The sequence below is a fragment of the Microvirga terricola genome (genome assembly GCF_011777495.1).
Classification (GTDB): Bacteria; Pseudomonadota; Alphaproteobacteria; order Rhizobiales; family Beijerinckiaceae; genus Microvirga; species Microvirga terricola.
In genome coordinates this window covers 98,254-115,963 of sequence record NZ_JAATJS010000005.1, presented here as the reverse complement: position 1 = coordinate 115,963, position 17,710 = coordinate 98,254, and the positions used below count along the sequence as shown (strand labels likewise).

Here is a 17,710-nt window from a genome sequence, read left to right as displayed (position 1 = left end):
CTCATCTATCGCACCACCGGCAGCGGTTTGACCGCTGGACCTGTGAACCGGTTGGTTGCCAGGTCGCCCATGGGTTTTGCGGAGAAGCCCATGTTCAGGCTTGGGCCTGATGTGATGAGGGCGCTGGCCGCGGCATTCGGGGCGTGCGCCGGGGCCGGTCGGTGGGCCGGCTCGGCCTTTGCCTTGGCATCCTTCGCCGCATCGCGGGCGGTTGAGCCGGTGGTCGGGATGTCGACCGGCGCGGCGGCGGCGAGTGTGACAGGACGCTGGCCGGGGCGCGGCGGCGGCAGCGGCACCGACGAGGCGCTGGCGACGACGGGGGCTGCGCTGCGCAGGTCACCATTGCTCGGGATCGGGTTGCTCTCGGCGAGCGAGCCCGGCCTGACCGGCGGAATGGGAGCATAAGCGAGGACCGTTGTTCCGACGAACTCATCCGTGCCCGAGCCCGGGCGGCGCGGCGGCATCGGCGCGAAGGCCATGCCCTTGGCGATGGCGAGATCGGAGCTATTGGTACCTTGTCCCGCCGAGCCCTGCTGCCAGGACAGCGACGGCCCGTTCGGCGTCTCGACCGTGCTCGGCAAACCGGCGATGCGGGTCGGCGGCAGCGGCGGCGGGTTCAACTCTTCGCGCAGCGCAGGAGCGATGGAAGCAGGGGCCACGGCAACCGCCTGCGGAGCGGGCTCCGACCTCGGCTGGGCGACGGCCACCGGGCGCGTCGCGGCCGGCTGCACATTCGGTTGCAGCGCCGCATAGACCGATGAATTGGAATCGCTGGCGTAGTCGCTCTGCGTCCCGCCCCGCCGTCCGGCGAGGATCGCGCGACCACGCGGCGAAGCGGCGCGGATTTCCTCCGCATCCTCATCCTCGTCGCTGCCGCCAAAAAGGGTCGCCCACAGGCTCTTGCGCCGGGGCGTCGTCGATCCGACGGCGTCTTCGCCGTCGGCGACCATGCTGTAGCCGCCGACCGTGCCGCCCTTCGCCAGAACTTCCGCGCGCGCTTCCTCATAGCCGGCGAGCGGCGTGCCGTCGGCGGGAATGTGGACGGTTTTGCCGTCGGGGAAGATGCGGGTCAGCTGGTCGCGCGTCATGCGCGGCCAGGCGCGCACGCTGCCGACATCAAGATGCACGAAGGGCGTATAGGCATTGGGATAATAGCCCACGCCGCCGTTCTGCAGGCGCATGCCGATGGCGCGCAGACGCTCGGTGGAAGCATCCGGAATGTAGAAATCCATCGCCTTGCCGAGCATGTGCTGACTGTTCTTCGCCACCGCGCTCGAGCGCCGCCGCAGCATCGAATTAGTTTGCGGCGAGCGGTAGCCTGAATTCACGTGGACCTGCGCGCCGGACCCGACTTCGCGATAGACCTCCCACACCGTGTCGAAAAGGCGCGGGTCCATGCGGGTGGGTTCGTCCCGGCGCCAATCGCGCAGGAACAAGTTGAGCTGCTGCAGACCGGCGGAATCATACTGCCCGTTCCGCCGGAACGTGACCGTAATGCTTTCCTTGGTGTTGTTGTGATAGAGCGTCAGCGTCCGCGTGTCGCCGTTGGCGATGGCATCCTGTGTGCCGCGTGTGCCGCCCACCATGACGATGATCAAGGCCGCAAGGCCGATTCCCGCACGGCGCGCGATGCTCGACGCGACCGTCGAGCGGTCCGAACGCATGACTCTCACTGTGATACTCGTCTTTTACATGCCGCGAGGAGTGGGAGCGGCATCCCTTATAGTGAAGGGATCTTTGCCGAAGACGGTTACTTCCAGGTTAAGTATGCGAGAAAAATTCCGTAAGCCCTATGAGGAAAAGCCCAGGGCTTCGCGAACCTTGCGGTCGAAGCCATAAAGGTCGTCAAAGGTTTTCAATTCGCCGCGCTCATCCACCGCAAGGGTGAAATAGGTCAGGTGCACAGGCAGTGGCGTCCGCAGGTTGACGTAACGTTCACCTTTGCCGATCAGGCCGCGCAGCTTCTGCTGCGACCAGCTGTCAGCCCCGAGAATCTCTTCGGCCAACTGGAAGGGCTGCTCGACGCGCACGCAGCCATGACTGAAGGCGCGCTTGCCTGCCGAAAACAGGGAGCGGTTCGGCGTGTCGTGCAGATAGACCGCGTGCTGGTTCGGAAACATGAACTTGACGAAGCCCAGCGCATTGCGCTCGCCCGGCGGCTGCTGAATGGAGATGCGGTCGCCGCGGCGGATGACCTTGTATCCCCGGCGGGCCGCATAGTCCGGGTCGCTCGCCAATCCGGGGAGAAATTCTTTCTTCAGGATCGACGGCGGCACCGTCCAGGACGGATTCACGACCAGATATTTCATGTCGCCGGAAAAGATCGGCGTCTGCGATTGCTGCTTGCCGACGATGACGCGCGTTTGGTGAATCACGCTGCCAGCATCGACAAAGCGCAGGCGGTATTCAGGCACATTCACCAAGATATGCCGCGCGCCGAGATCGGCAGGGAGCCAACGCCAGCGCTCCATGTTGGCGATCAGTTCGCCTTCTCTTTGCGCAACAGACGGGCCGGAAAGGGCCGCCGCCGTCTGCGGGGTCAACACGCCGTTGTTGGGCAGGCCCTTTTCCTTCTGGAAAGCGGCGACGGCGGAGGCGAGGCGCTCGTCATAGACATTCTTGCCGCCGGTTTCGTTGGCCAGATTGAAGCGCGCGCGGATCAGCGGCACGCGCGGGTCTTCCATGCCGACGCGGAGCGCCGCGCCCTTGGGAAGGCGCACGGTGGGTTGCGAGGGATGGCTCTGGCGCAACTCGGCGAGGCGCTTCTTCAGCGCCAGATAGCCGGGATGCGATGGGTTATAGGCGGCAAGCGCCGCACCGGCATCCTTCGCCGTCGCCACCGCGCCAAGCACCTCAGCAACATTGGGCAGGTCGAGTTTGGGTGTGATCAGCGGCGAGAGGCGGGACGGGTCGATGCGTCCGCCGCGCGCATCGCGGGCGTAGCGCAGGACGGCAACGCTCAGCTTCAGGTCCGCCTCGGCCCATTTAACTGGCGCGGCATCCTTTGCCATTCCGAGGTCGGGGAGGGGATAATCGACCGAATCGAGGCCATCCTCGTCGGCGGCCTTGAGGCGTGCAGCGGCGGCGCGAGCGGCCGAAGACCAGGCTCCGTCCTTGGCCCAGGCGAGGGGAGCCTGGGCTTGTGCGTAAAACGCAACAAGGGCCTCCCGGTCGGCGCGGCTCAGGCGCAGATCGCGCATGAACGCGTCGTCGGCAAAGCGCCCTTCGACGGCGATGCGGAACCAGTCGGCGGGAGTGATGGTCGCGGCGGCGACATACGGAGTGGGAATATCGAGAGCGTCGGCAGGTTTCAGGTCATGGGCCGTGATCGTGACGGGGGCCGGCTCTTCCGGGAGAGGAAACGCGATGTCCTTTGAGGCCGTGTTGGGGGCGACATCGTGAAACGACGGTGTAGCCGGCTCCACGAGCGCGGGCTGAACAACCTGGGTCAGGTCGGTTATCGGCTGGTCGTCCGCGAAGGCCGTGAGGGGGAGCAGGGAGACGGAGCCGATCAGGCCCACCCAGAGCGTCGTCCTGCGCAGGCTACGCATTATCTTGTTCCTCGTCACGATACGGCCGGAAGAATCGTGATTCTTCCATAATCCCGGAAAACTTCAGTGTGACGACACACTCGCCGGGGTCAACGCACGAAACCGTCATGCGGCATCTCCCGGCGCGACGAATTTCGGCCCGGCGAAAAGCCCGGCTGTCGTCCGCAATGAGGGATGGGAAAGGCATGACGAAACGTGGGAGAGAATGTCGTAACCTTCATATTGCTTAACAGAAGTAAACCTGCGCTTAACGCTAGCTTTGTCGATGTCGGACAAGATTGGGTTGATCCTGCGCGCTGGGCGGCCAATATGTTCATCGAACCCAATCCCAAACATTGTTTCCGGATATGCCAAGCTCTCTCGATTTTCAAAACAATCTTCCCATGAATCATGGTCTGTCCGGTGGCGCGGTGCAGTCGGAATTCGGGGCGCTGCCTGAATGGAATTTGACGGATCTCTATCCGTCCATGGAGAGCGAGGCATTCAAGAACGATCTCGCGAAGGCCGAAGGGGAGTGCAAGGCTCTCGCAGAGGCCTATCGCGGCAAGCTCGACGCTTTGGCGCGCGGTGACAATCCGGCCGAGACGCTCGGCGCGGCGATCAAGCGCTATGAGGCGGTGGAGGACTTGCTCGGGCGTCTGATGTCCTTCGCGGGGCTGATCTATGCCGGCGACACCACCGATCCGGTGCGGGCGAAATTCTATGGCGATACGCAGGAACGCCTGACGGCTGCATCGAGCGAGCTGTTGTTCTTCGGGTTGGAGCTGAACCGCATCGAGGACGCGGTGATGGACAAGGCCATGGGCGCCGAGCCTCTGGCTCATTACCGCCCCTGGATCGAAGATCTGCGCAAGGACAAGCCTTATCAGCTCGAAGACACGATCGAGAAGCTTTTCCACGAAAAGTCCGTGACCGGACGTTCCGCTTGGAACCGCCTGTTCGACGAAACCATCGCTTCTTTACGCTTCACGGTCCGCGGCGAAGAGCTCGCCATCGAGCCGACGCTCAACAAGATGCAAGACCCGGATGAGAGCGTGCGCAAGGACGCCTCCGACGCGCTGGCGAAGACTTTCAAGGACAATCTGCGCACCTTCACGCTGATCACCAACACGCTCGCCAAGGACAAGGAAATCTCCGACCGGTGGCGCGGCTTCGAGGACGTGGCGGATTCTCGCCACCTCGCGAACCGGGTGGAGCGCGAGGTGGTCGAGGCGCTGGTCTCCGCCGTGCGCGAGGCCTATCCGCGTCTGTCGCATCGCTATTACACCTTGAAGTCCAAGTGGTTCGGAAAGGACAAGCTCGATCATTGGGATCGCAATGCGCCTCTGCCGAAGGTCGAACAACGCACCATCGCCTGGGACGAGGCGAAGGACACGGTGTTGTCCGCCTATTCCGCCTTCTCGCCGCGCATGGCCGACATCGCGCAGCGCTTCTTCGACGAGAACTGGATCGACGCGCCGACCCGTCCGGGCAAGGCCCCCGGCGCCTTCGCGCATCCGACCGTGCCGTCGGCGCATCCCTATGTTCTGTTGAACTACCAGGGCAAGCCGCGCGACGTGATGACCTTGGCGCATGAGTTGGGTCACGGCGTGCACCAAGTTCTCGCTGCGCCAAACGGCGCGCTCATGGCGCCGACGCCTTTGACGCTCGCTGAAACGGCAAGTGTGTTTGGCGAAATGCTCACCTTCCGCCGCCTGCTCGATCAGACGAAAGACAAGGTGCAACGCAAGGCGATGCTGGCCGCCAAGGTCGAGGACATGCTCAACACGGTGGTACGCCAGATCGCGTTCTATTCCTTCGAGCGCAAGGTGCATCTGGAGCGCCGCAACGGCGAATTGACGGCAGACAAGCTCTGCGAACTCTGGATGTCCGTGCAGGACGAGAGCCTCGGCCCCTCGGTGCGTCTCGGGCCGGGTTATGAGACCTTCTGGTCCTACATTCCGCACTTCATCCACTCGCCGTTCTACGTCTATGCCTATGCCTTCGGCGATTGCCTGGTGAATTCGCTCTACGGCATCTACGAGCGCTCGAATGAGGGCTTCGTGGACCGGTATTTCGCGCTGCTCTCGGCAGGCGGAACCAAGCATTATTCCGAGCTTCTCGCGCCCTTCGGGCTGAACGCCCGCGATCCATCGTTCTGGCAGATCGGGTTGTCGATGATCGAGCGGCTGATCGGCGAACTCGAGGCGATGGAAAAGGAGGCCTGAGGCGGATCCGATGGCCGACAACGAAGCGAACCGCTTCTCCGCCCGCGCCGTGCGCTATGCCCGCGTCGGCGCCAATATGGGCGGCGTCGCGGCCCGCATCGCGGGGGCACGGCTTCTCGGTTTCGAGGATGGCGCGGCCAATGCGGCGGCGCTTGCTCAGGCGCTCGGCGGGCTAAAGGGGCCGATCATGAAGGTGGCGCAACTGCTCGCCACCATTCCCGATCTGATCCCGCCGGAATATGCCGCCGAGTTGCAGAAGCTGCAGAGCGAAGCGCCGCCCATGGGCGCAGCCTTTGTGAAACGGCGGATGCAGGCGGAATTAGGCCCCGACTGGGAAAAGCGCTTTGGCTCTTTCGATCTGCACCCAGCCGCCGCGGCGTCCCTCGGTCAAGTTCATCACGCAACGACCAAGGATGGCGCGCGTCTGGCTTGCAAGTTGCAGTATCCCGACATGCAATCCGCCGTAGAGGCGGATCTAGTGCAGCTTGAATGGGTATTTGCCCTCCATCGCCGCATGGACCCCGCCATCGACACGCGCGAGATCGCCAAGGAAATCGGCGAACGTGTGCGAGAAGAGTTGGATTACGAACGCGAGGCGAAGCATGTGGCGCTTTATGCGCTGGCCCTCTCCGGCATCGAGGAAGTCCGGGTGCCCGAGGTTTACCCGGAGCTTTCGACCAAGCGGCTCTTGAGCTTGAGCTGGCTCGACGGCGAAAAGATCCTGCAGTTCACGCAGGCCGAAACGGTAATCCGCAACCGGCTTGCCCACGCCATGTTCAAGGCCTGGTGGCATCCCTTCAGCCACGCCGCAGTCATTCACGGCGATCCGCATCTCGGCAATTACACGGTCTTTTCCGAAGGCGGTGAGGCGCAGGGCATCAACCTGCTGGATTACGGCTGCATCCGCATCTTCCATCCCCGTTTCGTCGGCGGGGTCGTCGATCTCTATCGCGGCCTGCAACAGGACGACCGGGCCCGCATCGTCCACGCCTACGAGACTTGGGGCTTCAAAAACCTGTCGAATGAGCTGATCGACATTCTCAATATCTGGGCCCGGTTCATCTATGGGCCGCTCCTCGACGACCGGGTCCGCACCGTGGCCGATGGGGTGAAGCCCAGCGAATATGGCCGTCGTCAGGCCTTCCAGGTCCATAAGGCGCTCAAAGAGAAGGGGCCTGTCACCGTGCCGCGCGAGTTCGTGTTCATGGACCGCGCGGCCGTGGGGCTCGGCGCGGTCTTCCTGCACCTGCGGGCAGAGCTGAACTACCACCGCCTCTTTGAGGAAGAGATCGAGCACTTTTCCCTCGAGGCTCTCGCCCGCCGGCAGGCCGAGGTCCTGACCGCCGCCGGCTTGCAAATTCCAACGTAATGGAGTTGCGCGTTTCCTCGTCTGGCCGTAGAGCCTTACCGCACGTCAGGGGGCAACAATGAAAATCGTTTTCGTGCACCAGAACTTTCCCGGGCAGTTCGGGCGTCTAGCGAGCGCGCTGGTGAAGGAAGGTCACGAGGTCGTCGCCCTCGGGATGCTGAAAACCTGCCCGCTGCCGGGTGTGAAGTATTTCGCCTACGACCCGGTGGATGGGCCGGAGGATCCGAAGTTCGAGAACCGCTTCTCCCCGGTCATTCCCCGCCTGCGCCGCGCTTATGGCGTCGCCCACCGCGCTCGCGGGCTGGCCGAAATGGGCTTTCGGCCCGACCTCGTGGTGGTGAATACGGGCTGGGGCGAAAACCTGTTCCTGAAGGACGTGTGGCCTGACGCCCGCCATGTCGCTTATTTCGAATATTATTATGCCGCCAAGGGGCAGGACCTCGATTTCGACCCGGAATTCCCGGTCACGAACGCGGAAACCGTGTGGAGGTTACGCGTCAAGAACGCCATGCAGCTCGGCGCCCTCGACGCCGCCGATCTCGCAGTGGCGCCGACGCAGTATCAGCGTGACACCTTCCCGACCTATCTGCGCGACCGGGTGGCAATCATCCATGACGGTATCGACGCCCAGAACCTGAAGCCCAATCCCGGCATTTCGGTCCAGCTTGGGGAGAACGGCCCCAAGCTCAATCAGGACACCCCGGTCGTCACGTATGTCGCGCGGAATATCGAGCCGATGCGCGGCTCGCACGTGGTTTTCCGCAGTCTGCCGGACCTCTTGGACATCGATCCGCAGGTGCAGATCGTCGTCATCGGCGGCAACGGCACGAGTTATTCAGCCAATGCGCCGGACGGAAAGACCTGGTTCGACGTGTTCCGCGAGAGGATTCCGCGCCCGGTGGACTGGTCGCGCGTCCATTTTGTCGGCCGCCTGCCTTATGACCACTTCGTCAAGGTGCTGCAGATTTCCTCCGCCCACCTTTACCTGACCTACCCCTTCGTCCTGTCGTGGTCGCTGGTGGAATCCATGGCGCTCGGATGCCGGATCGTGGCCTCGGACACCGATCCCGTTCGGGAGGTTATCAAGGACGGCGTCAATGGCCGTCTTTTCCCCTTCTTCGACGAGAAGGCGCTGGCGGAACAGGTGCGCAAAACCCTCACCGACAAGGCCAAGGCCGCCGAAATGGCTGCGGAAGCGCGCAAAATCGCTTTGGAAAAATATGACTTCCAAACCGTCTGCCTGCCGCAATGGCGTGAATTCCTGGGAATTAAGTGACGAAGCCGGGCGTCCACAAAGTTTTGCCGGGGCCCATGCGAAAGATTGCGGCGCCTCACCGCATGGGGTAAACGCAACAATCAAGAACTAAATGCTGAAACAGGGCATTCACCATGGCCAATACGAATAATGCGTCCAACGGGGGTTACCATCCGGATATGGATGAGGCCGCGCACGAAGCGACCTATCGCGGCTTCGTCCATTTCGCCGAAATCGGCACCGTCGTCGTTCTCTGCTGGGTGATCGCGCTTGCGGTCGGCGGCGTGAAACACGCTTGGTTGACGGCGATTCTGGGCGTTCTCCTGTCCGGCGTGGCGGGGGCTGTCGGCGCCATGTCGGCCTCCATCGGCGTGCGGGCCCCGGCGGTCGTCGCCATCCTGCTGCTCATCGCGCTGGCTTTCTACTAAGACGCGGGGCCTTCCCGGCCCGGCTTATCGAAATGCCCTGGCGCGATCCGGGACGGTTTTCGTCCGGATTGCGCCCGAGCAAAAGGGGCGGGCGCGACGAGGTCAATTAGCGCGACTCCGCTTCGCAACATTACACTGGTGCATTGCCGCGCCCCCGGGCTATCTCCCCTTCGGCTGATCGTGCGCTAGAGATAGTTCAAAATTCTCTCACCCGGGGGTCATGCATGCGCATCGCCGTTCTCTCCGAAACAGACAAGGCGGAGACACGCGTCGCCGCGACTCCCGAGACCGTCAAGAAATATAAAGCGCTCGGAGCCGATGTGGCCGTCCAGGCCGGGGCGGGAACTGCGGCAGGCATTCCGGACGCCGAGTTCGAGGCGGCGGGTGCTTCCATCGCCAAGACCGCCCAGGATGCCCTGAAGGATGCGGATATCGTCCTCAAGGTGCGCCGTCCGGCAGAGGCCGAGCTGAAGGGCGTGAAGCCCGGCGCGGCTGTGATCGCGATCATGGATCCCTATGGCCAGGACGCCGCGTTGAAGGTGCTGGCCGACGCCAAGGTCGCGGCGTTTTCCATGGAGCTGATGCCGCGTATCACCCGCGCGCAGGTCATGGACGTTCTTTCCTCCCAGGCGAATCTTGCGGGCTATCGCGCGGTGATCGATGCGACGGCCGAATACGGCCGGGCCATGCCGATGATGATGACGGCGGCAGGCACCGTGCCTGCGGCACGTGTTTTCGTCATGGGCGCGGGCGTGGCTGGCCTTCAGGCCATCGCGACAGCCCGCCGCCTCGGCGCGGTGGTGACGGCGACCGACGTGCGCCCCGCCGCCAAGGAGCAGGTGGAGAGCCTGGGCGCCAAGTTCATCGCGGTCGAGGACGAAGAGTTCAAACAGGCCGAGACCGCGGGCGGCTACGCCAAGGAAATGTCGGCGGAATACAAGGAGAAGCAGGCGGCTCTCGTTGCCTCGCACATCGCCAAGCAGGACATCGTCATCACGACGGCCCTGATTCCCGGCCGCCCCGCGCCGAAGCTCGTGTCGCGCGCGATGGTGGAGAGCATGAAGCCGGGGTCCGTGCTCGTCGATCTCGCGGTCGAGCGCGGCGGCAACGTCGAACTCGCTGAGGCCGGAAAGGTCGTGGACCATAACGGCGTGAAGATCGTCGGGCACCTCAACGTGCCGGGTCGCCTCGCGGCGACCGCTTCGAGCCTCTATGCGAAAAATCTCTACGCCTTCGTCGAAACGCTCGTCGACAAGGCATCCAAGACACTTGCCGTGAAGTGGGACGATGAACTCGTCAAGGCGACCTGCCTGACCCGCGACGGCGCTATCGTTCACCCGGCCTTCCAGCCGGCGGCCTAAGAAGAGGGATATCATGGCGACACTCACGCCCGAACAGGCTGTCGAGCAGGCCCGCGAGGCGGCGAAAGCCGCGCAGCAGGCCGCCGATACGGCGCAGGCGATTGCGGATCAGATGGCAACCGTCGTTTCGACGGCGGTCTCCACGGCAACTCACGGCGCGGTCGACCCCACTGTGTTCCGCCTCGCGATCTTCGTGCTGGCGATCTTCGTCGGCTACTACGTGGTCTGGTCGGTGACCCCGGCGTTGCACACGCCGCTCATGTCGGTGACGAACGCGATCTCCTCGGTGATCGTGGTCGGCGCGCTGCTGGCGGTGGGCGTCAACGTGGCTCCCGCGCTTGGCGACGGGCCGCTCTGGGCGCGCGGCTTCGGCTTCGTCGGGGTGGTTCTCGCCTCCATCAACATCTTCGGCGGCTTCCTGGTGACCCAGCGCATGCTTGCCATGTATCGCAAGAAGGACTGAGGCGATGTCGGCTAATCTTGCCTCTATCCTCTATCTCGTCTCCGGCGTCCTGTTCATTCTGGCGCTGCGCGGCCTCTCGCATCCGACCACGTCGCGGAAGGGCAATCTCTACGGCATGATCGGCATGGGGATTGCGATCGTCACGACGCTCGCCGTCTCCCCGCCGAGCGGCTTCGGCGGCTGGTTCCTGACCTTCTGGGGCATCGTGATCGGCGGCACCATCGGCGCCGTGGTTGCGCGCCGCGTGCCGATGACGGCGATGCCGCAGCTCGTGGCGGCGTTCCACTCGCTCGTCGGGTTCGCGGCGGTGCTGGTGGCGGCGGGCGCGCTTTATGCGCCGCATGCCTTCGGCATCGGTGGCGTCGGTACCATCCATGGCGGTTCGCTGTTCGAGATGTCGCTGGGCGCGGCCATCGGCGCGATCACGTTCACCGGATCGGTCATCGCATTCCTGAAGCTCGATGGACGCATGTCCGGCAAGCCGATCATGCTGCCGCAGCGCCACCTGCTCAACATTGTGCTCGGTGCGCTGCTGGTGGCGCTGATCGTCGGCTTCATCGGCACCGAAAGCCACATGCTGTTCTGGCTCATCGTGCTGACGGCCTTCGTGCTCGGCGTGACGCTGATCATCCCCATCGGCGGCGCGGACATGCCGGTCGTGGTGTCGATGCTCAACTCCTATTCCGGCTGGGCCGCGGCCGGCATCGGGTTCACCCTCGGCAACCTCGCGCTCATCATCACCGGCGCGCTGGTCGGCTCGTCGGGTGCGATCCTGTCCTACATCATGTGCAAGGGCATGAATCGCTCCTTCATCTCCGTCATTCTCGGCGGCTTCGGCGGTGAGACGGCGGCAGCTGCCGGCGGTGCGGCAGAGTCGCGTCCCGTGAAGCAGGGTTCGGCGGACGATGCGGCCTTCATCATGAAGAATGCGTCCAAGGTCATCATCGTGCCGGGCTACGGCATGGCGGTGGCGCAGGCTCAGCACTCGCTACGCGAGATGGCCGACAAGCTGAAGGCTGAAGGCGTCGATGTGAAATACGCCATTCACCCCGTCGCGGGTCGCATGCCGGGCCACATGAACGTGCTGCTCGCCGAAGCCAATGTGCCCTACGACGAGGTGTTCGAGCTTGAGGACATCAACGGCGAGTTCCCGCAGGCCGACGTCGCCTTCGTCATCGGCGCCAACGACGTGACGAACCCGGCGGCCAAGACCGATCCGTCCTCGCCCATCTTCGGTATGCCGATCCTCGATGTGGAGAAGGCCAAGACCGTGCTGTTCATCAAGCGCGGCATGGGCTCCGGCTATGCGGGCGTCGAGAACGAGCTGTTCTTCAAGGACAACACCATGATGCTCTTCGGCGACGCCAAGAAAATGGTCGACGAGATCGTCAAGAACCTCGATTGAGCGCTCAATCGCACCAAGTTCAACCAGAAGGCCGGTGTCAAAGCCGGCCTTTTGCATGAGGAGACGAGAAGATGGCCATCACCTTGCGAACCGCCCGGGGCTCAGACCGGAATGCGGTGATCGAGCTGATCCATCAGCTCAACGTCTTCGAGGCGGATCTCACCGGCGACAGGCGGCGGGACTATGGTGGGGCTGAGGGCTATTACGACGAATTGATGCAGCGTTTAGGCAGCCGGCAGGGGCGCATCATTCTAGCCATCGACAACGGCATCGTCGTTGGTGCCATGGGCTTCTCCTGCGATCAGGACGCCGCTTACATTACTGACGACGTGCGCCGTCACGGCACGGTGACAGACTTGATCGTCAACGAGCAATGGCGCGGCCGCGGCGTCGGCCAGATGCTGTTGCGTGAAGCGGAACGTCTCACCCGCGAGGCCGGTTTCAAGCGCCTTCACATCGGCGTCCTCGCAGCCAACGAACGCGCCGAGCGCACCTACCGCGCCTTCGGCTTCGAGCCTTACGTGACGCTGCTGGTCAAGGATCTATGACGGTCAGGCACGGCCAGCGGGTGAGCCAGTCTTTTCCGGCAAGACGCTTGCGATAAACGTCTGGCTTACGCGCGAAAGCGGGAGTGGGACGCACGATCAGGCCCAGAAGATCCTCGACGCCGTGCGGCGCGATGATCTCGACCTTGCCTTGAACAACGCGCGACGCGATGGCAGTCGCCGTCTCCGGCCAATGGGCGATGGCATCGCTGGCATCGCGATAAGGCGCGTCGCCATTGCGCTCGTGCATCCGCGCCTGATTCTTGACTTGCCAGTTGGGTTCTTGCGCAAGCGCTCGCAGGGTCGCTTCGATTGAGACGTCCCTTTCCGGACGCAAATCGGCAGGATCGAGAAAGATCACATCGACATCGGATAGGGGAGAGGCCCCGAAAGGGAGGCCACGGAGAGCATCCCATACCGCGTTTCGAATGAAACCTGCGCCGATCCAGCTATCCGGCAGGCATAGGCTCTCGACATGGCCGAGAAGCCTCATCATGTCCGGCTGCCGGGCGATGGCCTCTGCGATCTCCGCGATGGTGCGCATCGGCGGAGTCTGCGAGAGTTGTCTTAGAGGCGGGAATTGCCCTGCCGAGCGACGGTGTTGCCGTTGTCGATGGCGAGCGCGCGCTGGAAGCTTTCGATGGCCGGCTGCTTCTGGCCGAGACGCTCATAGGCGACGCCGCGCCAGGCCCAGGAATCGGCATCGCGGTTGTTGACGTTCAGGGCCGCGTTGAAGTCCTCGATCGCCTTGTCGAACTGGTTGATCGCAATCAGGCTCTGGCCGCGCGCCGCGTAAGGCGCCGCGACGAAGGGGTTGCGGTCGATGGTGGCGTCGAAATCGAGAATCGCCTGCTGGTGCATGCCCTGGCGCTGATAGAGCAGGCCGCGCGCGTGAAGCGCCTCGGCCGATTCCGGCAGCAGGCGGATCGCGATGGAGAGGTCGTTCAGGGCTTCCTGGTACTGGCCTTGCGAGCGCAGCAGGTTGCCGCGCCCGATATAGGCCGGGCCATAATTCGGGTCGGCCTGGATCGAGCGGGTGAAGTCCGACAGTGCCTGATCGTTGCGGCTGGTCTGGCGGAAGGCCAGCGCCCGGTTGGTGTAGGCTGGGGCGTAGTTCGGATCGAGCTGCACCGCCTTGTTGAAATCGGCGATGGCGTCGCTGTAGCGCCCGACCCGGGCATAGGCCGCGCCGCGGGTGTTATAGGCGCTGGGATCGTTCGGATTGCGCGAAATCACGTCGGAAAGGGAGGAGATGTTCACGCCGGCGGTGCCCTGCGTATCCTCCTCCACCACCGCGATGCGCTGGACCGTCGCGCCGCTGAAGGTCTGGCAGCCGGCGAGGCCGGCGGTGACAAGAATGAGGCTCAAGGGCGCAAAACGGCGAATCGATGCAGCGAACACCTTCGTCTCCAAACTTTCGGGCGGGGTCTGTCTCTAACGGGAGAAACCTTAACAGCCGTGAAACAGGACGGCCAATAGCGCAATTCCGAAATGAAATAACCCTCAGAATGCAATTAGCGCCCGGCTTGTTCAGACGGGCGCCAATTCACAATCGACGGGCCAAGCTAAAAGCTTGATTTTAAACGCTTAGCGGGCCGGGCGGGCCACGCGGGGCTTCGAAGGCAGCAGGCCTTCGCGCTGCATGCGCTTGCGGATCAGCTTGCGGGCGCGGCGAACGGCCTCAGCCTTCTCACGAGCCTTCTTCTCAGAGGGCTTCTCGTAGTGGCCGCGAAGCTTCATTTCGCGGAAGATGCCTTCACGCTGCATCTTCTTCTTAAGCGCGCGGAGCGCCTGATCGACATTGTTATCCCGGACGAGAACCTGCACGCGAATTCCTCAGTGTTGCGCCGTATCGATTGTGGCAAAAAGAAAGGAGGCGCGTCATGCGCACCTCTGTCTGGTCGGCGTAGCTACCAGAGGAAGCCTTATATGTCTAGGCTTCCTCCCAATAAAAGCGCCGTTCAGCCGACGTCAACGCCCCGGTCCCGCAAAGGTTCAGGGGGATTCCGGAAAGATTCGCGTGACATGGCCCATCTTCCGGCCTGAGCGGGCTTCCGTCTTGCCATAAAGGTGGAGGTGGGCGCCGGGCTCGGCCAGGATGCGCTCCCAGGCCTCCACATCGTGGCCGATGAGGTTCTGCATCTCGACCCGGCCGAGTCGGGCGGTGCTGCCGAGAGGCCAGCCGCAGACGGCCCGGACATGCTGCTCGAATTGGGACGTGACGGCCCCGCCGAGCGTCCAATGGCCGGAATTGTGCACACGGGGGGCGATTTCGTTCACCACGAGCCGCTCGCCTTCGGGACCGACGACCAAGAACAGCTCGACAGCGAGCACGCCCACATAATCCAAGGCGTCGGCGATGGCGCGGGCGATGGCGACCGCCTGAGTCTCGGTTTGCGCCGAGACGCCCGCGGGCACGCGGGTCATGTCGAGAATGTGGTGGCGGTGCTCGTTGGCGCAGAGGTCGTAAGCCGCGAATCCGCCCGAGGCGGTGCGGGCCGCGATGACCGACACCTCGCGCTCGAAAGGCACGAAGCCTTCGAGAATCGACGGTGTGCGACCGAGCGCATCCCAGGCGGCGACGGGGTCCGTGTCCGGCCGGATCATGGTCTGACCCTTGCCGTCATAGCCGAATCGCCGGGTTTTCAGGACGGCGGGGCGGCCGATCCGCTCGACGGCCTCGATCAGCTCGTCCTCGTTCGAGAAGACCGCGAAGGGGGCGACGGGGATGCCGAGCCCCGCAATGAAGCTCTTTTCCAGAAAGCGGTCCTGGGACACGGCGAGCGCCTGCGCATTCGGGGCCAGCAGCGCGTGGGCGCTTAAGATCGCGGCGGTCTCGCTCGGCACGTTCTCGAATTCGTAGGTGACGACGTCGACCGCCTTGGCAAAACGGACGAGGGCCGCCTCGTCCTCATAAGAGGCAATCGTATAGTCGGCGGCGACATCGAAGGCTGGGCTGTTGTCCTCCGGCGCGTAGATATGGGTGCGAAGCCCCAGTTCTGCCGCCGCCATGGCGATCATCCGGCCCAGCTGGCCGCCGCCGAGAATGCCGAGGGTGCTGCCGGGACGGATCATCGGATGTCAGCCTTCGTCGGAGGGGCGTTCCGCCACGCTCGCGGTCTGGCGGGCGCGCCATTCGTCGAGTCGTTGCGCGAGGGCGCTATCGTGGAGCGCAAGGACGGCGGCGGCAAGGAGAGCCGCATTCACCGCGCCCGCGCGCCCGATGGCAAGCGTACCAACCGGAATGCCGGCCGGCATCTGCACGATGGAGAGCAGGCTGTCCTCGCCGGAAAGGGATTTGGATTCGACCGGCACGCCGAAGACAGGCAGGGGCGTCATCGCGGCGGTCATGCCCGGCAGGTGGGCGGCGCCGCCGGCACCTGCGATGATGACTTGAAAACCTTCCGCCTTCGCGCCCTTGGCGAAGCTCACCAACCGGTCCGGCGTGCGGTGCGCGGAGACGATGCGCGCGTCGTAAGGGATGCCAAGGATATCCAGTGCTTCGGCCGCATGACGCATGGTCGCCCAATCGGACTGACTGCCCATGATGATGGCAACGGGGGCTCCCGCCATGATGTGGCTCCAGCTCTGGCCATTGATCGAAAAGCGGGCATAGCGAAGGCCGCAGACCCAAGCAAGGGCGAACGGCTTTTCTTCAGGCGATGATGTCCGGCGTGAGCTGGTCTTCGAGGCGTATGATCTGGTCTTTCAAGGTGAGCTTGCGCTTCTTCAGCCGCTGCACCTGGAGCTGGTCTCCGGCGATCATGCTCTCGAGCGCCTCAATCGCCATGTCGAGATCGCGGTGCTCCTGCTTCAGGTGAGCAAGCTCCAATTCCAGTTCCGCGGTATTGCCCATCGAGACGATCCAAAAGACCCGATGCCGCCTGTAACGGCCGGGCGAGAGGGGCGAAGTATGCGCTTCGCGCGATCGAAGAGCAAGATGTCGGAAAAGCGGCGCAATCCCGCGCTGCACAACGTTTTTTGCCTTCGACTCGCCACACTCTCTATGTCACATTCGCTCAGTCGGACAATCGAACAGGAGGAACCGACATGCCGCTGGAAAATCATCTGATGGAGCTCGAACGGAAACATCGCGCACTTGAACGCGAGATCCAGGATGCGCTCAATCACCCGTCATCGGATGACACGAAACTAGCGGAGCTGAAGCGAAGAAAGCTGCAGCTTAAGGATCAAATTACCCGGCTGAAGGGCTCGCCTACCACGCTGCATTGACCCTCGCGATACATTCCATGCAAATCGTTTAGGCAAAGCCGTCGTTTCTTTTCGAAACGGCGGCTTTTTGCTTCACGGATGAGCAATGGAGTCAGATCAGCGCCAGGGTGCCGTCGACGACGAGCTTGGTGCCGACAACGATGAGCAGCATGTAGACCAGGGTGTAGAATTTCTCGCCCGAGACACGGCGCACCAGCCGCACGCCTGCCCATGTCGAGGCGATGGCGACGGGAAACAGCGCTGCTGCGGTGGCGAGGTTTTCCGGCGTAAACTGGCCGAGCGCGATATAGGGCGGCACCTTGATCCAGTTCGCGACGGCGAAGAACACTGCGCCGGTGCCGACGAAAACGTCGCGCGGCAACTTTTGGGGCATGACGTAGATCTGAAAGGGCGGTCCGCCCGCATGCGCGATCATGCTGGTAAATCCGGTAACCCATCCCCACACGACGCCGCGGGGCACGTCGGCTCGCGCCGCCTGGGGCGGCGTGGCGCGGCGCTCCAGCACCATGCGGCGAACCGCGAAGGCGACCGCGATGAGGCCGACCGCGAGCGTGACCGCCGCATCCGACACCTTTGCCGCCAGAAGATAGCCGCTGAGAATGCCGACCATCGCGCTCGGCAGGAGGATGGCGACGTTGCGCCGATCCCAGGTGTGGCGATAGGCCCATACGGTCACGACGTCCTGCACGATCAGGATCGGCAGTGTGATCGCCGCGGCTTGGATCGGCGAGAGAACGAGCGCCATCAGCGGCAGCGACAACAGGCCGAGCCCAGAAAACCCGCCCTTGGCCAGTCCCATCAGGACGACTGCCGGAACGGCGGCAGCATAGAAGACAGGATCGGTGATCATCGCGGGAAAACTCGTCGAAAGTCGCCGCTGACCACGGCTTTTC

General features: G+C 63.6%; 18 protein-coding genes. 9 read left to right on the top strand and 9 right to left on the bottom strand.

Annotated elements, in window-relative coordinates; translation table 11 throughout:
* Nucleotides 1-5: 5 nt before the first annotated feature.
* Together HB375_RS15245 and HB375_RS15240 are read right to left on the bottom strand one after the other, a co-directional pair.
* Complete coding sequence (locus tag HB375_RS15245) at nucleotides 6-1,664, bottom strand: peptidoglycan L,D-endopeptidase MepK (protein ID WP_167673869.1); 1,659 nt, start codon at nucleotides 1,662-1,664, stop codon at nucleotides 6-8.
* A 126-nt stretch (nucleotides 1,665-1,790) separates the two neighbouring features.
* Complete coding sequence (locus tag HB375_RS15240; RefSeq protein ID WP_167673868.1) at nucleotides 1,791-3,551, bottom strand: L,D-transpeptidase family protein; 1,761 nt, start codon at nucleotides 3,549-3,551, stop codon at nucleotides 1,791-1,793.
* 383 nt (nucleotides 3,552-3,934) lie between these two features.
* Between HB375_RS15240 and HB375_RS15235 the strand changes: the two genes are divergently transcribed.
* From HB375_RS15235 to HB375_RS15200, 8 genes are all read left to right on the top strand, one after another.
* Entirely contained in the window at nucleotides 3,935-5,758 is a 1,824-nt protein-coding gene (locus tag HB375_RS15235; protein ID WP_246728529.1) for a M3 family oligoendopeptidase, read from the top strand.
* A gap of 10 nt (nucleotides 5,759-5,768) precedes the next feature.
* The gene (locus tag HB375_RS15230; RefSeq protein WP_167673866.1) at nucleotides 5,769-7,127 is read left to right on the top strand and encodes an ABC1 kinase family protein; all 1,359 of its coding nucleotides are present in this window, start codon (nucleotides 5,769-5,771) and stop codon (nucleotides 7,125-7,127) included.
* A gap of 58 nt (nucleotides 7,128-7,185) precedes the next feature.
* The gene (locus HB375_RS15225; protein ID WP_167673865.1) at nucleotides 7,186-8,403 is read left to right on the top strand and encodes a glycosyltransferase; all 1,218 of its coding nucleotides are present in this window, start codon (nucleotides 7,186-7,188) and stop codon (nucleotides 8,401-8,403) included.
* A gap of 113 nt (nucleotides 8,404-8,516) precedes the next feature.
* Nucleotides 8,517-8,810, top strand: coding sequence for an aa3-type cytochrome c oxidase subunit IV (locus tag HB375_RS15220; RefSeq protein ID WP_167673864.1), 294 nt, complete (start codon nucleotides 8,517-8,519; stop codon nucleotides 8,808-8,810).
* 224 nt (nucleotides 8,811-9,034) lie between these two features.
* A complete protein-coding gene (locus tag HB375_RS15215; protein ID WP_167673863.1) occupies nucleotides 9,035-10,171 on the top strand; it encodes a Re/Si-specific NAD(P)(+) transhydrogenase subunit alpha in 1,137 nt (378 codons plus the stop codon).
* 13 nt (nucleotides 10,172-10,184) lie between these two features.
* A complete protein-coding gene (locus HB375_RS15210) occupies nucleotides 10,185-10,634 on the top strand; it encodes a proton-translocating transhydrogenase family protein (protein WP_167673862.1) in 450 nt (149 codons plus the stop codon).
* Nucleotides 10,635-10,638: 4 nt separating this feature from the next.
* The gene (locus HB375_RS15205; RefSeq protein WP_167673861.1) at nucleotides 10,639-12,039 is read left to right on the top strand and encodes an NAD(P)(+) transhydrogenase (Re/Si-specific) subunit beta; all 1,401 of its coding nucleotides are present in this window, start codon (nucleotides 10,639-10,641) and stop codon (nucleotides 12,037-12,039) included.
* A gap of 71 nt (nucleotides 12,040-12,110) precedes the next feature.
* Complete coding sequence (locus HB375_RS15200) at nucleotides 12,111-12,587, top strand: GNAT family N-acetyltransferase (protein WP_167673860.1); 477 nt, start codon at nucleotides 12,111-12,113, stop codon at nucleotides 12,585-12,587.
* Here HB375_RS15200 and HB375_RS15195 read toward each other — a convergent pair.
* From HB375_RS15195 to HB375_RS15170, 6 genes are all read right to left on the bottom strand, one after another.
* The gene (locus HB375_RS15195) at nucleotides 12,574-13,128 is read right to left on the bottom strand and encodes a nucleotidyltransferase family protein (RefSeq protein WP_167673859.1); all 555 of its coding nucleotides are present in this window, start codon (nucleotides 13,126-13,128) and stop codon (nucleotides 12,574-12,576) included. The two genes, HB375_RS15200 and HB375_RS15195, sit on opposite strands and share 14 nt — an antisense overlap.
* Nucleotides 13,129-13,151: 23 nt before the next feature.
* On the bottom strand, nucleotides 13,152-13,985 hold the full coding sequence (locus HB375_RS15190; protein WP_167673858.1) for a tetratricopeptide repeat protein: 834 nt from the start codon (nucleotides 13,983-13,985) through the stop codon (nucleotides 13,152-13,154).
* A 186-nt stretch (nucleotides 13,986-14,171) separates the two neighbouring features.
* Nucleotides 14,172-14,411: a 30S ribosomal protein S21 gene (gene rpsU / locus HB375_RS15185; RefSeq protein WP_167673857.1), complete on the bottom strand. Its 240-nt coding sequence runs from the start codon at nucleotides 14,409-14,411 to the stop codon at nucleotides 14,172-14,174.
* Between the two features lie 168 nt (nucleotides 14,412-14,579).
* Nucleotides 14,580-15,659, bottom strand: a complete 1,080-nt coding sequence (locus tag HB375_RS15180) for a 5-(carboxyamino)imidazole ribonucleotide synthase (RefSeq protein ID WP_167673856.1) — start codon at nucleotides 15,657-15,659, stop codon at nucleotides 14,580-14,582.
* A gap of 6 nt (nucleotides 15,660-15,665) precedes the next feature.
* Entirely contained in the window at nucleotides 15,666-16,157 is a 492-nt protein-coding gene (gene purE, locus HB375_RS15175) for a 5-(carboxyamino)imidazole ribonucleotide mutase (protein ID WP_167673855.1), read from the bottom strand.
* Between the two features lie 82 nt (nucleotides 16,158-16,239).
* On the bottom strand, nucleotides 16,240-16,440 hold the full coding sequence (locus tag HB375_RS15170; RefSeq protein ID WP_167673854.1) for a YdcH family protein: 201 nt from the start codon (nucleotides 16,438-16,440) through the stop codon (nucleotides 16,240-16,242).
* 194 nt (nucleotides 16,441-16,634) lie between these two features.
* Between HB375_RS15170 and HB375_RS15165 the strand changes: the two genes are divergently transcribed.
* A complete protein-coding gene (locus tag HB375_RS15165) occupies nucleotides 16,635-16,817 on the top strand; it encodes a YdcH family protein (protein WP_167673853.1) in 183 nt (60 codons plus the stop codon).
* Between the two features lie 91 nt (nucleotides 16,818-16,908).
* Here the strand turns inward: HB375_RS15165 and HB375_RS15160 are convergent, their stop codons facing one another.
* On the bottom strand, nucleotides 16,909-17,667 hold the full coding sequence (locus HB375_RS15160) for a sulfite exporter TauE/SafE family protein (protein WP_167673852.1): 759 nt from the start codon (nucleotides 17,665-17,667) through the stop codon (nucleotides 16,909-16,911).
* Nucleotides 17,668-17,710: the final 43 nt, after the last annotated feature.